This is a genomic window from Pseudomonas sp. P1.31 (assembly GCF_001269815.1).
In the GTDB taxonomy this organism is placed as follows: Bacteria; Pseudomonadota; Gammaproteobacteria; order Pseudomonadales; family Pseudomonadaceae; genus Aquipseudomonas; species Aquipseudomonas rustica.
Map to the genome: position 1 here is coordinate 316,173 of NZ_LHVN01000032.1, position 18,536 is coordinate 334,708.

The 18,536-nt window shown below is 58.6% G+C and carries 17 protein-coding genes; 5 read left to right on the forward strand and 12 right to left on the reverse strand.

The window, feature by feature from the left end; all coding sequences use genetic code 11:
- Nucleotides 1-51 precede the first annotated feature (51 nt).
- Nucleotides 52-1,749, reverse strand: a complete 1,698-nt coding sequence (gene fadD1 / locus AD669_RS20200; protein ID WP_053122996.1) for a long-chain-fatty-acid--CoA ligase FadD1 — start codon at nucleotides 1,747-1,749, stop codon at nucleotides 52-54.
- A 347-nt stretch (nucleotides 1,750-2,096) separates the two neighbouring features.
- The gene (gene fadD2 / locus AD669_RS20205) at nucleotides 2,097-3,785 is read right to left on the reverse strand and encodes a long-chain-fatty-acid--CoA ligase FadD2 (RefSeq protein ID WP_053122998.1); all 1,689 of its coding nucleotides are present in this window, start codon (nucleotides 3,783-3,785) and stop codon (nucleotides 2,097-2,099) included.
- Between the two features lie 199 nt (nucleotides 3,786-3,984).
- Between fadD2 and AD669_RS20210 the strand changes: the two genes are divergently transcribed.
- Nucleotides 3,985-4,929, forward strand: coding sequence for an alpha/beta hydrolase (locus AD669_RS20210; RefSeq protein WP_053123001.1), 945 nt, complete (start codon nucleotides 3,985-3,987; stop codon nucleotides 4,927-4,929).
- 42 nt (nucleotides 4,930-4,971) lie between these two features.
- Nucleotides 4,972-5,442, forward strand: coding sequence for a MaoC family dehydratase (locus AD669_RS20215; protein WP_053123003.1), 471 nt, complete (start codon nucleotides 4,972-4,974; stop codon nucleotides 5,440-5,442).
- Nucleotides 5,443-5,581: 139 nt separating this feature from the next.
- Here AD669_RS20215 and AD669_RS20220 read toward each other — a convergent pair whose 3' ends face one another.
- On the reverse strand, nucleotides 5,582-6,049 hold the full coding sequence (locus tag AD669_RS20220; RefSeq protein WP_038369175.1) for a PA2169 family four-helix-bundle protein: 468 nt from the start codon (nucleotides 6,047-6,049) through the stop codon (nucleotides 5,582-5,584).
- A gap of 205 nt (nucleotides 6,050-6,254) precedes the next feature.
- Here AD669_RS20220 and AD669_RS20225 point away from each other — a divergent pair, with 205 nt between their 5' ends.
- Together AD669_RS20225 and AD669_RS20230 are read left to right on the forward strand one after the other, a co-directional pair.
- Nucleotides 6,255-6,491, forward strand: coding sequence for a DUF3820 family protein (locus AD669_RS20225; protein ID WP_003213031.1), 237 nt, complete (start codon nucleotides 6,255-6,257; stop codon nucleotides 6,489-6,491).
- A gap of 28 nt (nucleotides 6,492-6,519) precedes the next feature.
- On the forward strand, nucleotides 6,520-7,701 hold the full coding sequence (locus AD669_RS20230) for an aminotransferase class V-fold PLP-dependent enzyme (protein WP_053123005.1): 1,182 nt from the start codon (nucleotides 6,520-6,522) through the stop codon (nucleotides 7,699-7,701).
- A 5-nt stretch (nucleotides 7,702-7,706) separates the two neighbouring features.
- On the opposite strand, the gene AD669_RS20235 is transcribed toward AD669_RS20230, so the two are convergent.
- The 4 genes from AD669_RS20235 to zwf all read right to left on the reverse strand — a co-directional run bounded on the left by AD669_RS20235 (nucleotide 7,707) and on the right by zwf (nucleotide 11,587).
- Nucleotides 7,707-8,432 carry an intradiol ring-cleavage dioxygenase gene (locus AD669_RS20235; protein WP_053123007.1) on the reverse strand — a complete coding sequence of 242 codons (726 nt, stop codon included), beginning with the start codon at nucleotides 8,430-8,432 and terminating at the stop codon, nucleotides 7,707-7,709.
- Nucleotides 8,433-8,737: 305 nt separating this feature from the next.
- Nucleotides 8,738-9,403 (reverse strand): bifunctional 4-hydroxy-2-oxoglutarate aldolase/2-dehydro-3-deoxy-phosphogluconate aldolase, encoded by a 666-nt coding sequence (locus tag AD669_RS20240; protein WP_008082815.1) that lies wholly within the window; start codon nucleotides 9,401-9,403, stop codon nucleotides 8,738-8,740.
- 17 nt (nucleotides 9,404-9,420) lie between these two features.
- Nucleotides 9,421-10,134, reverse strand: coding sequence for a 6-phosphogluconolactonase (pgl, locus tag AD669_RS20245; protein WP_053123009.1), 714 nt, complete (start codon nucleotides 10,132-10,134; stop codon nucleotides 9,421-9,423).
- Nucleotides 10,121-11,587, reverse strand: a complete 1,467-nt coding sequence (gene zwf / locus AD669_RS20250; RefSeq protein WP_053123011.1) for a glucose-6-phosphate dehydrogenase — start codon at nucleotides 11,585-11,587, stop codon at nucleotides 10,121-10,123. The genes pgl and zwf overlap by 14 nt, the downstream gene beginning before the upstream one ends.
- Nucleotides 11,588-11,813: 226 nt before the next feature.
- On the opposite strand from zwf, the gene AD669_RS20255 reads away from it, so the two are divergent.
- Entirely contained in the window at nucleotides 11,814-12,674 is an 861-nt protein-coding gene (locus AD669_RS20255; protein ID WP_171057240.1) for a MurR/RpiR family transcriptional regulator, read from the forward strand.
- Between the two features lie 151 nt (nucleotides 12,675-12,825).
- Here the strand turns inward: AD669_RS20255 and AD669_RS20260 are convergent, their stop codons facing one another.
- The 5 genes from AD669_RS20260 to AD669_RS20280 all read right to left on the reverse strand — a co-directional run bounded on the left by AD669_RS20260 (nucleotide 12,826) and on the right by AD669_RS20280 (nucleotide 18,479).
- Nucleotides 12,826-13,680 (reverse strand): D-hexose-6-phosphate mutarotase, encoded by an 855-nt coding sequence (locus tag AD669_RS20260; RefSeq protein WP_053123013.1) that lies wholly within the window; start codon nucleotides 13,678-13,680, stop codon nucleotides 12,826-12,828.
- A 297-nt stretch (nucleotides 13,681-13,977) separates the two neighbouring features.
- Entirely contained in the window at nucleotides 13,978-15,327 is a 1,350-nt protein-coding gene (locus tag AD669_RS20265; protein WP_053123015.1) for a carbohydrate porin, read from the reverse strand.
- A gap of 242 nt (nucleotides 15,328-15,569) precedes the next feature.
- On the reverse strand, nucleotides 15,570-16,730 hold the full coding sequence (locus AD669_RS20270; RefSeq protein ID WP_053123017.1) for an ABC transporter ATP-binding protein: 1,161 nt from the start codon (nucleotides 16,728-16,730) through the stop codon (nucleotides 15,570-15,572).
- A 2-nt stretch (nucleotides 16,731-16,732) separates the two neighbouring features.
- A complete protein-coding gene (locus AD669_RS20275; protein ID WP_007917872.1) occupies nucleotides 16,733-17,578 on the reverse strand; it encodes a carbohydrate ABC transporter permease in 846 nt (281 codons plus the stop codon).
- Nucleotides 17,571-18,479, reverse strand: a complete 909-nt coding sequence (locus AD669_RS20280; protein WP_008082808.1) for a carbohydrate ABC transporter permease — start codon at nucleotides 18,477-18,479, stop codon at nucleotides 17,571-17,573. Before AD669_RS20280 ends, AD669_RS20275 begins: the two co-directional genes overlap by 8 nt.
- Nucleotides 18,480-18,536: the final 57 nt, after the last annotated feature.

An 18,536-nucleotide genomic window follows, 5' to 3' on the forward strand; every position in this document is an offset into this window, starting at 1 on the left:
AAGCCATGCTCTGCACCAACAAAAAGCCCCGCATCTGCGGGGCTTTGTGTTTTAGGCGGCGGACTTGGCCTTGATCTTCTTCAGCTCTTCATCGCGCAGCTCGCGGCGCAGGATCTTGCCGACGTTGGTGGTCGGCAGCGCATCGCGGAACTCGACCGAACGCGGCACCTTGTAACCGGTGACGTTGGCGCGCATGTGCTCCATCACCGTTTCCTTGGTCAGCGTCACGCCCGGTTTGGCGACGATGAAAATCTTGATCGCTTCGCCCGACTTCTCGTCCGGGATGCCAATGGCCGCGCACTGCAATACGCCCGGCAGGGTCGCCAGCACGTCTTCCAGTTCGTTCGGATAAACGTTGAAACCAGAGACCAGAATCATGTCTTTCTTGCGATCGACAATGCGCATGTAACCGTCCGGCTGGATCAGCGCGATGTCGCCGGTTTTCAGCCAGCCGTCGCTGTCGAGCATTTCGTCGGTGGCTTCCTGACGCTGCCAGTAGCCCTTCATCACTTGCGGGCCCTTGACGCACAGTTCGCCGATTTCGCCCATTGGCTGTTCGACACCGGCATCGTCGATGACTTTGCACAGGGTCGATGGCACTGGGATGCCGATGGTGCCGATCTGGATGTGCTGGATCGGGTTCACCGTGGCGACCGGGCTGGTTTCGGTCATGCCGTAACCTTCGCAAATCGAGCAACCGGTCACCGCTTTCCAGCGCTCGGCAGCGGCCAGTTGCAGGGCCATGCCGCCCGACAAGGTGACTTTTAGCGCCGAAAAGTCCAGTTTGCGGAAACCTTCGTTGTTGCACAGCGCCACGAACAGCGTGTTGAGGCCAACGAAACCGCTGAACTTCCACTTCGACAGTTCCTTGACCATTGCCGGCAGGTCGCGCGGGTTGCTGATCAGGATGTTGTGGTTGCCGATCAGCATCATCGCCATGCAATGAAAGGTGAACGCATAGATGTGGTACAGCGGCAGCGGCGTGATCAGGATCTCGCAACCTTCATTGAGGTTCGAGCCCATCAGCGCCTTGCATTGCAGCATGTTGGCGACGAGGTTGCGGTGGGTGAGCATCGCGCCCTTGGCCACGCCGGTGGTGCCGCCGGTGTATTGCAGCACCGCGACATCGCCGCTGTGCGGGTTGGCTTCGGCCACAGGCTGGCCTTGGCCTTTACTCAACGCGTCGTTGAACTTGATGGCTTTCGGCAGGTGATAAGCCGGCACCATTTTCTTCACGTACTTGATGACGCTGTTGATCAGCAGGCGTTTGACCGGTGGCAACAGGTCGGCAACTTCGGTGACGAAAACGTGTTTGACGCCGGTTTTCGGCACCACGGTTTCGGCCAGGTGCGCCATGTTCGCCAGGCAAACAAGGGCTTTGGCACCGGAGTCGTTGAATTGGTGTTCCATTTCCCGCGCGGTGTACAGCGGGTTGGTGTTGACCACGATCAGCCCGGCACGGATGGCACCGAAGACGGCCACCGGGTACTGCAGAACGTTGGGCAGTTGCACGGCGATTCGATCACCGGGCTGCAAGTCGGTATGCTGTTGCAGATACGCGGCAAACGCACCGGACAATTCGTACAGTTCACCGTAGGTGATTGTCTTGCCCAGGTTGCTGAAAGCCGGTTTGTTGGCGAAGCGTTGGCAGGACTGCTTCAACACTGCCTGAATATTCGGGTACTCATCTGGATTGATGTCGGCAGCAATTCCAGCGGGGTACTTATCCTTCCAAAAGTCTTCGTTCATGGAAGCCCACTCCTCAGCAACGCGAATTCTTCACCGCATTTGATGCGATTATTATTGGTGTGTGTTTTGTATTGGTGAATCTGGCTTTTTGATAGGCCGAGAAGTCACAAAGCGCGCCGAGAGTAGCAGCTTTGCCGAGGGTCGACTAGAGCCAAAAGCGGCCCATACAGTCATATTTATGACTCAAGACTTGATAACAGTCATTTTAGAGCAAAAATCCTAGAACACCTTGAAAGTCCCGCAAAACGGGGCTTCAAAGCAAAAGATCGCAGCCTTCGGCAGCTCCTACATTGGAATACGTTTCCTGTAGGAGCTGCCGAAGGCTGCGATCTTTTTGTTTTCAGGCGTTAAGCGATATCGCGCAACTCACGCCGCAGAATCTTCCCGACCGGCGTCATCGGCAACGACTCGCGCAGCACGATGTGCTTCGGCACTTTGTACGCGGTGAAATTCTCTTTGCAGTACGCCTTCAGCTCTTCCAGGCTGACGCCGGTCTCCCGCGCCACCACAAACAGCTTCACGGCCTCGCCCGAACGCTCGTCCGGCACACCGATCACCGCGCAGTTGGCGACTTTCGGGTGAGCCATCACCACGTCTTCGATCTCGTTCGGGTACACGTTGAAACCGGAGACAATGATCATGTCCTTCTTGCGATCAACGATGCGCACGAAACCGTCCGGATCGATTACCGCGATGTCGCCGGATTTGAACCAGCCTTCGGCATCCAGTACTTCGGCGGTGGCCTCAGGTTTGTTCCAGTAACCTTTCATGATCTGCGGGCCCTTGATGCACAGCTCGCCACGCTCGCCCATTGGCTGCTCGACGCCATCATCGTTGATCACTTTCAACAACGTGCCCGGCACCGGCAAACCGACCGTGCCCAGGCGCGACTGATCGCCGTACGGGTTGGTGCAGGCCACCGGCGAGGTTTCGGTCAGGCCGTAGCCTTCGGTGATGCGGCAACCGGTCATCTGCTCCCAACGCTCGGCGGTGGCTTTGACCAGCGCGGTGCCGCCAGAGTTGGTGAGTTTCAGGCTGGAGAAATCCAGGGTCTTGAAATCCGGGTGATCCATCAGCGCAACGAACAGTGTGTTCAGCCCCAGCAACGCCGAGAAACGCCAGTTCTTCAGCTCTTTGATGAACCCGGCAATGTCGCGCGGATTGCTGATCAATACGTTGTGGTTGCCCGAGACCATCATGCACATGCAATTCGCGGTGAACGCATAGATGTGGTACAGCGGCAGCGGCGCGATCATCACCTCCTGACCTTCGCGCAGCAGTGGCTGACCATCCGGGCCGAGCTGCGCCAGACACGCGCGCACTTGCTGCATGTTCGCCACCAGATTGCCGTGGGTGAGCATCGCGCCCTTGGCCAGTCCGGTGGTGCCGCCGGTGTATTGCAGCACGGCGATGTCGTCGAGGCTGACCTTCAACGGCTTGATGCCCAAGCCCCGGCCCATGCGCAGCGCACTCTTGAAGGAGATCGCCTGCGGCAGCGAATACGCCGGCACCATTTTTTTCACTTTGCTGATCACGGTGTTGATCAGCCAGCCTTTGGCGGTGGGCATCAGGTCGCCCATTTTCGCTTCGATCAGGTATTGAATGTCAGTGTCGGGCAGCACTTCCTGGACTTTCTGGCCGAACATGTTCAGGTACACCAACGCACGTGCGCCGGAATCCTTGAACTGGTGACGCATTTCCCGCGCGGTGTACAGCGGGTTGGTGTTGACCACGATCAGCCCGGCGCGCAAGGCACCGAACACGGCAATCGGATAATGCAGGACGTTGGGCATCTGCACGGCGATGCGATCGCCCGGCGCCAGATCGGTGTGCGCTTGCAGGTAACCGGCGAAAGCGGCGCTCTGACGTTCGAGCTCGGCGTAGGTCAGGGTCACGCCCATGTTGCTGAATGCCGGGCGATCCGCGAACTTCTTGCAGGAGCGCTCAAACACCTCGATCACCGACTTGAACTCACCCATGTCGATGTCCAGCGGTACGCCGGCCGGGCGTTTGTCGTTCCAGAAATCAGGTTGCATTGTTCTTGTCCTCTTTACCTGAGCCGATCCGGGCCGCTTTCTGTCATTTCTGAAAAAGCGGAGCTTCACGGACACTAGCAGTTATGGCCATTGAGGCAAATACGGGCAAAGCCGTCATTGATCGTGTGAATCTTCCTGCCGTGGCGTGGGCTGATCAGACGCGCTATACAATGTGCCGACTCTGAGCAAAGGAATCGCCATGATCCACCACCCCCTATGGCTGGACGCGAGTGACCGCAGCCGCCTGTTCGTCAACCAATGGCTGCCCGCCGCGCCGTTGAAAGCGGTGATCCTGCTGGCCCACGGCATGGCCGAACACAGCGGCCGCTATGCCCGTTTGGCCGACACGTTTTGCGACAAAGGTTATGGCGTTTACGCGCCGGATTTGCGCGGACATGGCAAAACTGCCGAACACGGTACGCTCGGACATTTCGCCGACGACGATGGCTGGTGCAAGGTGCTGGGTGATTTGGCGAGCCTCAATCAACACATCGGCCAGCAGCACCCCGGCGTGCCGATCATCCTGCTCGGCCACAGCATGGGCAGCTACCTCGCGCAGGCCTATCTGCTGCACCACAGCGCCAGTTTGCAGGGGGCGATTCTCAGCGGTTCGAACTTCCAACCGGTGGCGCTTTATGGCGCGGCACGGCAGATCGCCCGACTGGAAAAACTGCGTCAGGGCGGCAAGGGGCGCAGTGCGCTGATCGAGTGGTTGTCGTTCGGCTCGTTCAACAAAAAATTCAAACCGGTGCGCACGCCGTTCGACTGGCTCAGCCGCGATCCGGCTGAAGTCGACCTGTACGCCAACGACCCGTTGTGTGGCTTTCGCTGCACCAATCAGCTGTGGATCGACCTGCTCGGTGGCTTGCAGCAAATCAGCAAAGCGTCCAATCTCGCCCAGATCAACCCGGGCCTGCCGTTGCTGGTGATCGGCGGCGAATGTGATCCGGTGAGTGAAGGCAAGCGTCTGACTGATCTGGCCAACGCTTTGCGCTCGGCCGGCAGCCAGAACCTGCAACTGCAGATCTACCCGCAGGCGCGGCACGAATTGTTCAACGAAACCAATCGCGATGAGGTGATTGCCGATGTGCTGGCCTGGATTGATCAGGTGCTCAGCCATCCGCGCCCGCAACGCAGCGAATAATTTTTTGTGGATTTATTTAATCCATCACAGGAATCGAGACCGATGACCCAGGTTACCAACATCCCTTACGAAGCCCTCGAAGTCGGCCAGACCGCCAGCTACAGCAAGACCGTCGAAGAGCGCGACATTCAGCTGTTCGCCGCGATGTCCGGTGACCACAACCCGGTGCACCTGGACGCCGAGTTCGCCGCCGCCAGCATGTTCAAGGAGCGCATCGCTCACGGCATGTTCAGTGGCGCGTTGATCAGCGCTGCCGTGGCGTGCGAAATGCCTGGGCCGGGCACTATTTATATCGGTCAGCAGATGAGCTTTCAGAAGCCGGTGAAGATTGGCGACACGCTGACAGTGCGTCTGGAAATCCTCGAGAAGCTGCCAAAGTTTCGTGTGCGCATTGCTACTCGCGTGTTTAACCAGCGTGATGAGTTGGTGGTGGATGGTGAGGCAGAGATTCTGGCACCGCGTAAGCAGCAGACGGTGACGTTGCCTACTTTGCCGGCGATTAGTATTGGTTGATTGAAAAGATCGCAGCCTTCGGCAGCTCCTACATTGGAATGCGTCCCTGTAGGAGCTGCCGCAGGCTGCGATCTTTTGCTTTTAAAACAAACATAAAAAAACGCCAGACTAGCTGGCGTTTTTTGTTACTGGCGTACGCTTACGAGCGTGCGCGAGCCTGGTTACGCAGGGCTTTCACCTGGTCGTGGTTGCGTTGTACGCCGTGGTACTGACGTTCAACCAGGTCACGAATGCCCACCAGGTTGTGCTTGTTGATTTTTTCCAGTGCTTCTTTGTAAGCCTTCAGCGCATGGTCTTCACCACGTTCGGCTTCGTTCAGCACAGCCTCTTCGTCTTTGCCGGTGAACATCGCTTTAACGTCGACCCAGCGACGGTGCAGATCACCGCTGACGCTGGTGGAAGTTTCCGGATCGCCGCCCAGTTTGCGAACTTCAGCTTGCAGCTCAGCTGCAGCGGTAGCGCAATCGGCAGAGCGGGTCACGAACAGGGTTTTCAGTTCTGGGTGCTTGATGTCTTCGGCGCAAGTCTTGAACCCTTCCTGACCGTCCTTGCTGGTTTCAATCAGGTCATTGAGTACAGAGATGGCTTCTTTATTCATGTCGGTCATTTTTCAATTCCTTGCGATCGGTGGAAGATGCAAGGGATATTGCAGTGTGCGTGCCAGTTTTTACTCTGATAGAAAACATATATAAATCAATAACTTAAAGATAAATGAACTATCTGTATTGCGGTTATTTGCATGATCTGTCATTTGGCCTGCATGCAGAATGCCTGTATTTTCCAATCTGATTTGAAGCCAGACGATCCTTTTGATGAATCCCGAAAAACTCGAACTGCTGATCACCCGAGAAATGCCCTTCGGCAAGTACAAGGGCCGGATCATCGCCGACCTGCCAGGCCCTTACTTGAACTGGTTCGCCCGTGAAGGTTTCCCGCACGGCGAACTCGGCGGATTGCTTGCACTGATGCAGGAGATCGACCATAACGGTTTGTCCGAGCTGCTCGAACCGCTGCGTGCCAAACATGGCAAACCCGCCCCGCGCCATTGAAGCGCCCTCCTCTATAGAGCCAGCCGCCATGCCCGATAACACCCTGCGCGCCCGTGATGAAGCTTTCTGGCAAATGTTTGTCGGCCGTTATGACGTCCAACCCGGCCCGATCAATCTGGAGAACGGTTACTTCGGACGCATGTCGCGCACGGTGATCGAGGAGTACCAGCGCAACATCGAGCTGATCAACACCAGCAATTCGGTGTACGTGCGCCAGCGCTACGAGCAATACGACAACCTCGACATCCGCGCACAATTGGCCGAGCTGATCGGCGTGCGCGCGCAAAGCGTGGCGTTTACCCGCAATGCCACTGAAGGCCTGCAATCGCTGATTCGCAACTACAACCGCCTGCAACCCGGCGATCAGGTGCTGATCTGCGACCTCGAATACGACACGGTCAAAGGCGCCATGCGCTGGCTAGCCAAGCATCGCGGCGTCGAAGTCATCGAGATTGACCACGCGCACCCGGCGACTTTCGAGAGCCTGCTGGCCACCTACCGCGAAACCTTTATTCGTCACCCGAAACTGAAACTGATGGCGCTGACGCACGTCACCCATCGCACCGGTCTGGTGATGCCGGTGCAGGCCATCGCCGCGCTGGCCAAAGAGCATGGCGTCGACATCATCCTTGATGGCGCCCACGCCCTCGGCCAGATCGAGTTCGACTTCGAAGCCCTCGGCATCGCCTTCGCCGCGTACAACCTGCACAAATGGATCGGCGCACCGCTGACCCTCGGTTTCCTCTATATCGCTCCGCAGCGGCTGGCCGATATCGACCCGGACATGGGCGAGATGCACTACCCGGTCAACGATATCCGCTCGCGCACCTCGTACAGCACACCGAACATTCCGGCGCTGATGACCTTGCCGCTGGTGTTCGAAGAGCATCGCTCGCTCGGCGGCGCAGCGGCCAAAGGGGCGCGAATCAATTACCTGCGCAACCTGTGGGTCAGCGCCGTGCGCCAGTTGCCGGGCATCGAAGTGTTGACGCCAGACGATCCACGCTTGTATTGCGGGATCACTGCGCTGCGTTTCACTCGCCATGACAATCAACAGGCGATGGCCGAGCGTCTGCTCAACGAATACAACCTGTTCACCGTGGTGCGCACTGGCGCCGCGTGCGGGCCGTGCATTCGCATCACGCCGGGGCTGACCACCACCGCCGCCGAGATGCAATTGCTCACCCGCGCGTTGAACGAGCTGCGCTGAATCGCCTAAACGGTGTATTTGTCGAAGTCCTCGGGTTTGATCTGCGACGACACCGCAAAGGTGTCGATGCCGATGGTCAGGTGGCCGAAGAAACCGTCCTCGTGGGAGTCGCGGCCGATCGGCCAAACGGTCAGGGTCGAAGCCTCGCCGCCCATGTCGGCAAAGAAACTGTCCTGAGTATTGTTCAAAGCTGTTGAGGCGCGACCGCGATAGGCTTTGGCGTTGAGCACCGAGCGCGACACTACTTCGGGGAAATACAACTGACCGACCCACGCCACGTTGCGCTCTTCGAGGTACTCGGTACCCGCGACCATGCGCACCGCCACATGGATGTGCAACGCACGACCGGCGTAGAACCCCGGATAAATCGTGGTAAAGCGCGCCCTGCCCTTGTGATCACAGAACTGACTGCCGCGCAGGTAGGTGTCATCGTCGGTGCGCGGGATCGAACCGATGGCTTCGGCGTCGACTTCGAGATCCGGGTTGATCCGGCTCCAGCCCGAATACGCACCGCGAGCGTTGCAATGCCAGATGTCCACCAGCGCGCCGCTCACCGGTTCACCGGTCATGGCATCGACGATGGTCAGGCGTAGCAGCAGCGGCAAGCCTTCCGCACCTTCGCTGATGTTGCGGCGCAGCAATTGCGGGTTGCGAAAATACGGCCCGGCGATTTGCTCGGGGGCCAGTTGATACACCGGGTTCGGTGAGGGTGTTGCAGCGTCTCGATCCATGATGCGTTCTCTCTTCCATAAGAGAACGCAGATTAGCGCCACGCAATCGCCTGTGTGCGGTAACTATGTATCGCGTCGTAACTCCAGGCTGCGATCTTTTGGCCTAGCCATTTGAAAGCAAGATCAAAAGATCGCAGCCTCGTTGCACTCGACAGCTCCTACATCGCATCCCGTATCAACGCCCTGTAGGAGCTGCCGAAGGCCGCGATCTTTTGATGTTGGCTTTTCTGGGGGCAAAAAAAAACGGTGCGCCGACCGAGCGCACCGTAAAGCCGTAGAACACACAACGAAGTGTTTGGTAACAATCAGTCCAGCAGCGCCAAAGCCTCAGCGGTGCATTCCTGAATGCGGGCCCAGTCGCCGTTCTTGATCCACTCCGGATCAAGCATCCAGCTACCGCCCACGCACATGACGTTTTTCAGCGCCATGTAGCTTTTGATATTGGCCGGGCCGACGCCGCCAGTCGGGCAGAATTTCACTTCACCGAACGGACCGCCGAGGGCTTTGATTGCTGCGACGCCACCGCTGACTTCCGCCGGGAACAGCTTGAAGCGGCGATAACCCAGACCGTAGCCTTCCATGATGCCGGAGGCGTTGCTGATGCCCGGCAACAGCGGAATCGGGCTGTCGACGCTGGCTTCCAGCAGGTCACGGGTAATGCCTGGGGTGACGATGAATTGCGAGCCGGCAGCTTCGGCCGCCGCGAGCATGTTGCGATCGAGCACGGTGCCGGCACCGGTCATCAGTTCCGGACGCTGGTCGCGCAGGATCTGAATGGCCTTGAGGCCGAACTGCGAACGCAGGGTCACTTCCAGCGCGGTCAGACCACCGGCGGCCAAGGCGTCGGCCAGCGGCAGCACGTCCTGTTCGCGGGCGATGGTGATCACCGGCAGGATCCGCGCCTTGGCGCAGAGGCTGTCGATCAGGGCAACTTTGTCCGCCATGGAAACGGTCGGGGATGGGGTTGTCATAGCGGCTGTTCCTTGGCTCATGGGCACCAGTAAATCTCTAACGTAGGTTGCAGAAACGCGCGCACCGGCATGGCGGCGACGTCATCGGATGCCAGCGCGGCATTCAGGGTGGTCAGTTTCGACTGACCGGAAATCGACAGAATCTTGTGCTTGGCCGAAGCCAGCAGCGCACGGCTCATGGTCAGGCGCTGACGCGGCACGCTCGGCGCCAGCATCGGCCAGCAACGGCGAGTGCCATCGGCTTGCAGCGCTTCGGCCAGGTTCGGACTGTTCGGGAACAGCGACGCGGTGTGACCGTCATCGCCCATGCCCAACACCAGCACGTCAATCGGCGGCAGCTCAGCGAGCAAGCGATCAGCCTGTTCAGCAGCCTGCTCGACATTCGCCGCAGCGCTATAAAGGCTGAGGAACTGCGCTTTCGCCGCCGGGCCTTTGAGCAGGTATTGCTTGAGCAGACCGGCATTGCTGTCGGCATGTTCAACCGGTACCCAGCGCTCGTCGGCGAGGGTCACGATGACCTTCGACCAGTCCAGTTCCTGTTTGGCCAGGTGCTGGAAAAACGCCACCGGGCTGCGACCGCCGGACACCACCAACACCGCGTTGCCGCGTGCCGCAATGGCCTCGCTCAATTGCTTGGCGACATTCAGCGCCAGACCTTCAGCCAACAGCACCGGGCTCTTGAATGCGTGAGCGTTTACGCCCGCAGGCAGTTGCACATTAGATATCGCCATACCACGACCTCCCGTCCCGCGTGATCAATGCAATGGAGCTCATCGGCCCCCACGACCCGGCCGCGTACGGCTTGGGCGCGTCACCGGATTTTTTCCACCCGGCGATCAGCTGGTCACACCATTTCCACGCGGCTTCGATTTCATCTTTACGGACAAACAGGTTCTGATTGCCGTTCATCACTTCCAGCAACAACCGCTCGTAGGCATCGGGGATCCGCGCGCTACGCCAGGTGTCGGAGAAATTCAGTTGCAGCGGGCCGCTGCGCAGTTGCATGCCTTTGTCCAGGCCCTGCTCTTTGGTCATCACGCGCAAGGAAATGCCTTCGTCCGGTTGCAGGCGGATGATCAGTTTGTTGCTGATCTGCAAGCGCTGCTCGGGGGCGAAAATGTAGTGCGACGGTTCCTTGAAGTGGATGACGATCTGCGACAACTTCTGCGGCATACGCTTGCCGGTACGCAGGTAGAACGGCACGCCGGCCCAGCGCCAGTTGCGGATGTCGGCACGCAAAGCGACGAAGGTTTCGGTGTCGCTCTGGGTGTTGGAATTCGGTTCTTCGAGGTAACCCGGGACGGATTTGCCTTCGCTGTGGCCGGCGATGTACTGGCCGCGCACCACTTGCGTGGTCAGGCCTTCCGGACTGATCGGCGCCAGCGCCTTGAGCACTTTTACTTTTTCGTCACGGATGCTGTCGGCAGACAGGTCAGCCGGTGGATCCATGGCGATCAGGCAGAGCAACTGCAACAGGTGATTCTGGATCATGTCGCGCAGCTGGCCGGCCTTGTCGAAGTAGCCCCAACGGCCTTCGATGCCAACCTTCTCGGCCACGGTGATTTCCACGTGGGAGATGTAATTCTGGTTCCACTGGGTTTCGAACAGGCTGTTGGCGAAACGCAGGGCGATCAGGTTCTGAACGGTTTCTTTACCCAGATAGTGGTCGATGCGGTAGGTGCGGTTCTCCGGGAAGAACTGCGCCACGGCATCGTTAACCTTGCGCGACGATTCGAGGTCGGAGCCGATCGGTTTTTCCAGCACCACGCGGGTGTTTTCTGCCAGACCGACGCTCGCCAGGTTCTCGCAGATCGCGCCGTACACCGCTGCCGGTGTGGCGAAGTAAGCAATCATGCGCTGCGTGCTGCCGGCCTGTTCGGCCAGCGCGACATAGTCTTCAGCCTTGAGGAAGTCGACGTGCAGGTAGCTCAGGCGCGCAAGAAAGCGCTCGGCCACGGCTTCGTCCAGCTCTTTGCCGACATAGCGACGCAGTTCAGCGGCGATGAACGCCAGGTGCTGCTGCTCGGTGCCGTCTTCACGGGCCAACGCGATGATGCGCGTGTCCTCGTGCAACAGATCGGCGCCATCGAGGTGATACAGGGCAGGAAACAGCTTGCGCAGGGCCAGATCGCCGAGAGCGCCGAACAAGGCAAAGGTGCACGGTTCAACCGTAATCGAAGGCATGATGTTTGTTCTTTTATCAAGTTAAGCTACAAATACCTTTTTTCAAGGCATCACTCAAGGGAAAATGTAGTAATAACCACAACATTTTCGCAAAATACAGATTCCGAGTGGTGGTCGGTCGGAGCCATCAGTAGGATAGGCCACCGTGACGGGCCACATCAAAGGCCCAATTTGCATAGATCAGCGCACCTTTGCGCTGGTGAATTAGGAATTCCATATGGACCGCGTGCGAAATTTACTGGAACAGATCCAGAGTCGCCTTGAAGACCTGAACAAGGCCGAACGCAAAGTCGCCGAGGTGATCCTGCTCAACCCACAGCAGGCCACCCGCTTCAGCATCGCCGCCCTCGCCCAGGCCGCGTCGGTGAGCGAACCGACGGTCAACCGTTTCTGCCGTTCGTTCGGCGTCAGCGGCTACCCGGAACTTAAGCTGCAATTGGCGCAGAGCCTGGCCAGTGGCGCGGCGTACGTCAGCCGCGCGGTCGAGGCCGATGACAATCCCGAGGCCTACACGCAAAAGATTTTCGGCAGCGCGATCGCCTCGCTGGACAGCGCTTGTCAGGCGCTGGATCCGAACCTGATCAGCCGCGCCGTTGACCTGTTGATTCAGGCACGGCAAATCCACTTCTTTGGTCTCGGCGCTTCGGCACCGGTGGCGCTGGATGCGCAGCACAAGTTTTTCCGTTTCAACCTGGCGGTTACCGCGCACGCCGATGTGTTGATGCAGCGGATGATTGCTTCGGTGGCGCACACCGGTGAGCTGTTCGTGATCATTTCCTACACCGGGCGCACCCGTGAACTGGTGGAAGTGGCGCGCATTGCTCGCGAGAACGGTGCTTCGGTGCTGGGTTTGACGGCGGAGAATTCGCCACTGGCCAAGGCGAGTACGTTGAGCCTGAACATTCCGCTGCCGGAAGACACCGACATCTATATGCCGATGACTTCGCGGATCATTCAGTTGACCGTGCTGGATGTGTTGGCGACCGGGATGACCTTGCGGCGCGGGGTGGATTTCCAGCCGCATTTGCGCAAGATCAAAGAGAGCTTGAATGCCAGCCGGTATCCGGTTGGGGATGAATTTAATTAGGACGCTTCGCGTAAAAGATCGCAGCCTTCGGCAGCTCCTACAGGGGTTGATCGTTCCCACGCTCTGCGTGGGAATGCAGCCCGTGACGCTCCGCGTCACTGGACGCGGAGCGTCCCTTGAGGCATTACCACGCAGAGCGTGGGAACGATCATCAAGCCGCCGCCCACGCCTGCAAACTCAAATGCGCCTTCTCCCCCGGCGCCAGGTGCAGGCTGTCCGTCCCGCCCGCCGCCGCTTCAACACAGACAAACTCTGAAATCTCATCCCACGTCACGCCCAATAATGGCCGCGCCCCGGGATGCCAGACCACCGTATCCGCACTGTCGCCGGTATCAATGCACAACTCGCGCTGCCAGGCGTGATCTTTCAGCTGCAATTCGCCGTCATGCTGGAACACGCGCTGACACCCGCCATCCACCCGTAATTCGCCTTCTTGCTGACAAGATTGGCGGCTCAACTGGTCGTAACCCTGCGCACCTTCGAGTCCAGACAGCGCTATCTCACCAACATCGCCAATACGCCAGTAAGCGTGCAAAGCCTGGCTCAACTGGCACGGCATATCATCCTGATGCTCGGTGCTCAGGCGCAGATCCATGCGTTCGCCAAGGTGCGCGTGCAGGTCAACCTGCCAGTCGCACAGTTGCAATTGCCAGTGCAGACGCACGCCGTCGTCGGCGGTGCTGCTGTTGAGTAATTTCCAGTCGAGCAAACGCGCCCAGCCATGCGACGGCCAGGCGTTCTCGCTCGGATGACGGCCATACCACGGCCAGCAGACCGGCACACCGCCACGGATCGCCCCGACATGCGGCCACTTTGCCGCACACCACAACCACGGTTTTTGCCCGCGCGGCTGAAAGTGCAGCAACTGCGCGCCCTGACGACTGAACACCGCCTGACACAGCGGGTGATCGATCACCAACACGTCGCGCATCTGATAGCGCTCCCAAGCGAATATCGGCTGTTCGCGCAGGGATTTGAAGAAGCGTTGTAGCGGATGCTCATGCATGGGCCACGGTCCTGAAAATCATGGGGGTACTTATCAATCCAAAAGCCTTGCATAGCACTTTGTGGCGAGGGGATTTATCCCCGATGGGTCGCGAAGCGGCCCTAAAACCATTCACCGAGGTGTATCAGCCAGATTGTGCTTATCGGATTTGGGGCCGCTTCGCAGCCCATCGGGGATAAATCCCCTCACCACAAATTTGTACGACACAAACGTTGTTTACCTGTGTCACAAAAAAAAGCGGACAGCCTTGGCTGTCCGCAAATATGCGCACATAGAGAGGAGCTTATCGCAGACGCGTTAGAACGTAGACTGAATTTTCAGGCCAGCGACCAATGCGTTGTCCACATCATCCACACCGCCCGGGTGAGTGATGTACTGCAGGTTAGGACGTACGGTCAGCCAGTTTGTTACGTGGAAGCCGTAGTTGATTTCGTAGTTGTATTCGGTTTCACGAATCGGCGAAAACACCGGATTGTCGTAATCCGACACACCGTTGGAAACGTTGAGCAGCTCGGCGTTTTTCTTCACGTCATCGTTGACGTGGATACGTGCCGCGCCGATACCGACGTCATCCTTCGGACGTGCGTCGAACGGGCCTTTGTAGACAAACATCACCGACTGGTAGTTGTCGATGAAGTTGGTGTCTTTGTCGTGGAACGTGGCGTTGGCCGCGATGTTCAGACCGCGAGAAGCATCACCGTTGTGGCTGGTGAGTTGCTGTTGCGCCACAAACCAGTAGCCGCTTTTGCTGCTGTGGGTTTTGTACGCGTCGCCCGTGGTAGCCGCGTCGAAACCGTTGACGTCTTCACGAACATCGTCGGCATCGGCCGTGCTCTTGTAGTAACCGACGCGGTATTCGCCCGGCAGGCTGTTGACCTTCGGCGACCAGACCAATTCAACCGGCAACACAGTCCCTTTGGTACCACTGCCGCTGAGTTTGAAGCCGTTGCCGTGTTCCAGCTGCGACGGGTTCTGGTTGTAAGCACCGATTTGCGCGTAGAGCTCGTCGTTGATGTTGTACTTCACGCGGATCGCGGCCTGGCTGACGGGCCAGTTGTACCAGATGTTGGTGGCCCAGTTACCCACTTGGGAACCGCAGAACGCCAGGTTCTGGAAGTCGCACGGGAAGGTGTTGAAGTCTTCGCCTTCACCGAAGTAACCGGCCTTGACGTCGAGTTTGTTGTCGAAGAACTGGTGCTGAATCCACAATTGGGTCAGACGCACCATGTGGCCACGACCGTAAACTTCCTGCGAGGAGCTCAGGGTGCCGGCACGCGGATCGCCAACACGGTCGTTGGAGATGTTGTAACCGTTACGGTTGGTCAGCTGGATCTTGGCCTGAGTGTTGTCCCAGCCCCACAGCTTTTGCAGATCGAGTGCCACGCCCAGACCGAACTGGTCAGCGTAACGCGCAGTCTTGTCGTCGTTGTAGCCACCGTTCAGGTTGCCACCGACTTCCCCAACGTAGTCGGCCTTGATGTCGATACCCTGCTCGATCAGCTTGGTACGCTCGCCACCCCAGTCGCCCGTCATCCATTTCGAATCGGAGCTGAAGGCATCCGCCGCCATGGCGTTACCGGCCAGCACCAATGCCGCCGCAGCTGATACTTGGCAGATCAACCGGGCATTGACGTGTTTCTTTTTCATCCCTACATCCTCGTCTTTATTGTTATTAACTGTTTTTATCTAACGCGGTTTACATAAATTGCGATGGATTACAGGCAATCCGCCGCGTGCTCCTTTGTAGGAGTGAACCCTGTGGCGAGGGGATTCAGCGAAACGTCGCACCGCCCCGATGGGCTGCGAAGCGGCCCCAAAAGCCGGGTCTGCTGCGCAGACCATCGGGGATAAATCCCCTCGCCACAAAAGCCCGTTCCCACATTTGATCTTCAGCGGCCTTTGAATTGGGCCACGTTTGCAGACCGCGCATCGGTCTGTGGTTGGCCGGCAGTGCCGAGGCGCTCGCCGGTGTTGGCATCGAACAACAACACTTTCGACGGATCGAATTGCAGCGTCAGGCTTTCGCCCACTTGCGGTGCCACGTCCGGCGCCAGACGGCAGCAGACTTTGGTTTCATTCAAATTGACGAATACCAGCGTGTCCGGACCGGTCGGCTCGGTGACCTGCACTTCGGCACGAATGCTGGGCAGACCATTGCCTTCGCCGTTCGACAGAACGATCTGCTCCGGGCGCAGGCCGAGGATCACTTCGCGATCTTCAAGACCGGCATCCTGCATGCTCATCGGCAACTCGCAACGGGCCTGGCCGCTGTCGAGCAGCGCCAGCAGACGACCGTCCTTGCGTTGCAGGCGCAGCGGAATGAAGTTCATCGGCGGCGAACCGATGAAGCTCGCGACGAACAGGTTGGCCGGGTCGTTGTAGATCTCTTTCGGCGTACCGAACTGCTGAATGATGCCGTCCTTCATCACCGCCACTTTGTCGCCCAAGGTCATCGCTTCGATCTGGTCGTGGGTCACGTAGACCGTGGTGGTTTTCAGGCGCTGGTGCATCAGTTTCATTTCGGTGCGCATCTCGACGCGCAGCTTGGCGTCGAGGTTGGACAACGGTTCGTCGAACAGATAAATCTTCGGACGACGCGCCAGTGCGCGGCCCATCGCCACACGCTGTTGCTGACCACCGGAGAGCTGACCCGGTTTGCGGTTCAGCAAATGTTCGATCTGCAGCAGCTTGGCCACACGCGCGACTTCTTCATCAATCGCCGCCTGAGGCATCTTGCGAATCTTCAGGCCGAATTCGATGTTCTCGCGCACGCTCATGGTCGGGTACAGCGCGTAGGACTGAAACACCATGGCGATGTCGCGATCCTTCGGGCTCATGCCACTGACGTCCTGATCACCGATCATGATCGCGCCGCCGGTGATGGTTTCCAGACCGGCGATGCAGTTCATCAACGTCGATTTGCCGCAGCCCGACGGGCCGACGAGGATCAGGAATTCGCCTTCCTTGATCGACAGTTCGATGTTCTTCAGGGTGTCCGGCAGGCCGGCACCGTAGGTCTTGTTTACGTTGCGAAGTTCGAGCGTTGCCATGATTACCCCTTGACTGCGCCGGCCGTCAGCCCGCGCACGAAATACTTGCCTGCGACCACATAGACCAGCAGGGTCGGCAGGCCGGCGATCATCGCCGCTGCCATATCAACGTTGTATTCCTTGGCGCCGGTGCTGGTGTTGACCAGGTTGTTCAGCGCTACCGTGATCGGTTGCGAATCACCGCTGGAGAACACCACACCGAACAGGAAGTCGTTCCAGATCTGGGTGAATTGCCAGATCAGGCAGACCATGATGATCGGCGTCGACATCGGCAGAATGATGCGGCGGAAAATCGTGAAGAAACCCGCACCATCCAGGCGTGCGGCTTTCACCAGCGCATCCGGAATGCTCACGTAGTAGTTACGGAAGAACAGCGTAGTAAACGCCAGACCGTAAACCACATGGATAAACACCAGGCCGGTGGTGGTGCTCGCCAGGCCCATTTTGCCGAGGGTGAACGAGGCCGGCAGCAGCACGGTCTGGAACGGCAGGAAGCAACCGAACAACAGCAGACCGAAGAACAACTGCGAACCACGGAAGCGCCAGAACGACAGCACGTAACCGTTCAACGCACCGATGGCGGTGGAGATGATCACGGCCGGAACGGTGATCTTGATCGAGTTCCAGAAGTAACCGTCAACCGTGGCCCAGGCCTTGACCCAGCCGATGCCGCTGACCACGGTCGGCCAGCTCAGCAGGTTGCCGGTGCTGATGTCTTCCGGGGTCTTGAAGCTGGTCAGCAACATGACCACCAGCGGCACCAGATAAAGCAGTACGGCAAGGATCAGCACCGCGTAGATCGCGATGCGACTCAGGCTGATAGCAGGTTTGGCAGCGAGACTAGTCATTGCGCTTGGTCCTCAGCTCGGAATACAGGTAAGGCACGATGATCGCGAGGATCGCACCGAGCATCAGAATCGCACTGGCCGAGCCCATGCCCATCTGGCCGCGACTGAAGGTGAAGGAATACATGAACATCGCGGGCAGGTCGGAGGAGTAACCCGGACCACCGGCGGTCATCGCCGCGACCAGGTCGAAGCTCTTGATCGCGATGTGCGCCAGAATCATCACGGCACTGAAGAACACCGGACGCAGGCTTGGCAGCACGACTTTCCAGTAGATCATCGGCATGCTCGCGCCATCGATCTGGGCGGCACGGATGATCGATTGATCAACGCCACGCAGGCCGGCGAGAAACATTGCCATGATGAAGCCCGAGGCTTGCCAGACAGCGGCGATCACCAGGCAATACACCACGCGATCAGGGTCGATCAGCCAGTCGAGACGGAAGCCTTCCCAGCCCCAGTCACGCAACAATTTGTCCAGGCCCATGCCCGGGTTGAGCAGCCATTTCCACGCGGTACCGGTGACGATCATCGAGAGCGCCATCGGGTACAGGTAAATGGTGCGGATAAAGCCTTCGCGCCGGATGCGCTGGTCGAGGAACACCGCCAGCAACACGCCGATCACCAGAGTGATACCGATAAACATGCCGCCGAACACCGCGAGGTTTTTGCTCGCGACCCACCAGCGATCGTTATCGAACAACCGCGCGTATTGCGCCAGACCGGCCCACTTGTAGTTGGGCAGGAAGGTCGAGGTGGTGAACGACAGCACGAACGTCCACAGGATGTAGCCATAGAAGCCCACCAGAACGATGAACATGCTCGGCGCCAGCACCAGTTTTGGTAGCCAGCGCTGCAATGCATCGAACGGCGAGGCCTTGCTGAACACAGCAACAGAACTCATGGGGAAATCCAGTACAGGGAATAAAAACTACAGTGAGATCCCTTGTGGGAGCGAGCC

What these genes read in the sequence shown, in the direction of transcription:
- fadD1 (WP_053122996.1), bottom strand. Translation starts at nt 1,749, where the DNA reads ATGAACGAAGACTTTTGGAAGGATAAGTACCCCGCTGGAATTGCTGCC.
- fadD2 (WP_053122998.1), bottom strand. Translation starts at nt 3,785, where the DNA reads ATGCAACCTGATTTCTGGAACGACAAACGCCCGGCCGGCGTACCGCTG.
- AD669_RS20210 (WP_053123001.1), top strand. Translation starts at nt 3,985, where the DNA reads ATGATCCACCACCCCCTATGGCTGGACGCGAGTGACCGCAGCCGCCTG.
- AD669_RS20215 (WP_053123003.1), top strand. Translation starts at nt 4,972, where the DNA reads ATGACCCAGGTTACCAACATCCCTTACGAAGCCCTCGAAGTCGGCCAG.
- AD669_RS20220 (WP_038369175.1), bottom strand. Translation starts at nt 6,049, where the DNA reads ATGACCGACATGAATAAAGAAGCCATCTCTGTACTCAATGACCTGATT.
- AD669_RS20225 (WP_003213031.1), top strand. Translation starts at nt 6,255, where the DNA reads ATGAATCCCGAAAAACTCGAACTGCTGATCACCCGAGAAATGCCCTTC.
- AD669_RS20230 (WP_053123005.1), top strand. Translation starts at nt 6,520, where the DNA reads ATGCCCGATAACACCCTGCGCGCCCGTGATGAAGCTTTCTGGCAAATG.
- AD669_RS20235 (WP_053123007.1), bottom strand. Translation starts at nt 8,432, where the DNA reads ATGGATCGAGACGCTGCAACACCCTCACCGAACCCGGTGTATCAACTG.
- AD669_RS20240 (WP_008082815.1), bottom strand. Translation starts at nt 9,403, where the DNA reads ATGACAACCCCATCCCCGACCGTTTCCATGGCGGACAAAGTTGCCCTG.
- pgl (WP_053123009.1), bottom strand. Translation starts at nt 10,134, where the DNA reads ATGGCGATATCTAATGTGCAACTGCCTGCGGGCGTAAACGCTCACGCA.
- zwf (WP_053123011.1), bottom strand. Translation starts at nt 11,587, where the DNA reads ATGCCTTCGATTACGGTTGAACCGTGCACCTTTGCCTTGTTCGGCGCT.
- AD669_RS20260 (WP_053123013.1), bottom strand. Translation starts at nt 13,680, where the DNA reads ATGCATGAGCATCCGCTACAACGCTTCTTCAAATCCCTGCGCGAACAG.
- AD669_RS20265 (WP_053123015.1), bottom strand. Translation starts at nt 15,327, where the DNA reads ATGAAAAAGAAACACGTCAATGCCCGGTTGATCTGCCAAGTATCAGCT.
- AD669_RS20270 (WP_053123017.1), bottom strand. Translation starts at nt 16,730, where the DNA reads ATGGCAACGCTCGAACTTCGCAACGTAAACAAGACCTACGGTGCCGGC.
- AD669_RS20275 (WP_007917872.1), bottom strand. Translation starts at nt 17,578, where the DNA reads ATGACTAGTCTCGCTGCCAAACCTGCTATCAGCCTGAGTCGCATCGCG.
- AD669_RS20280 (WP_008082808.1), bottom strand. Translation starts at nt 18,479, where the DNA reads ATGAGTTCTGTTGCTGTGTTCAGCAAGGCCTCGCCGTTCGATGCATTG.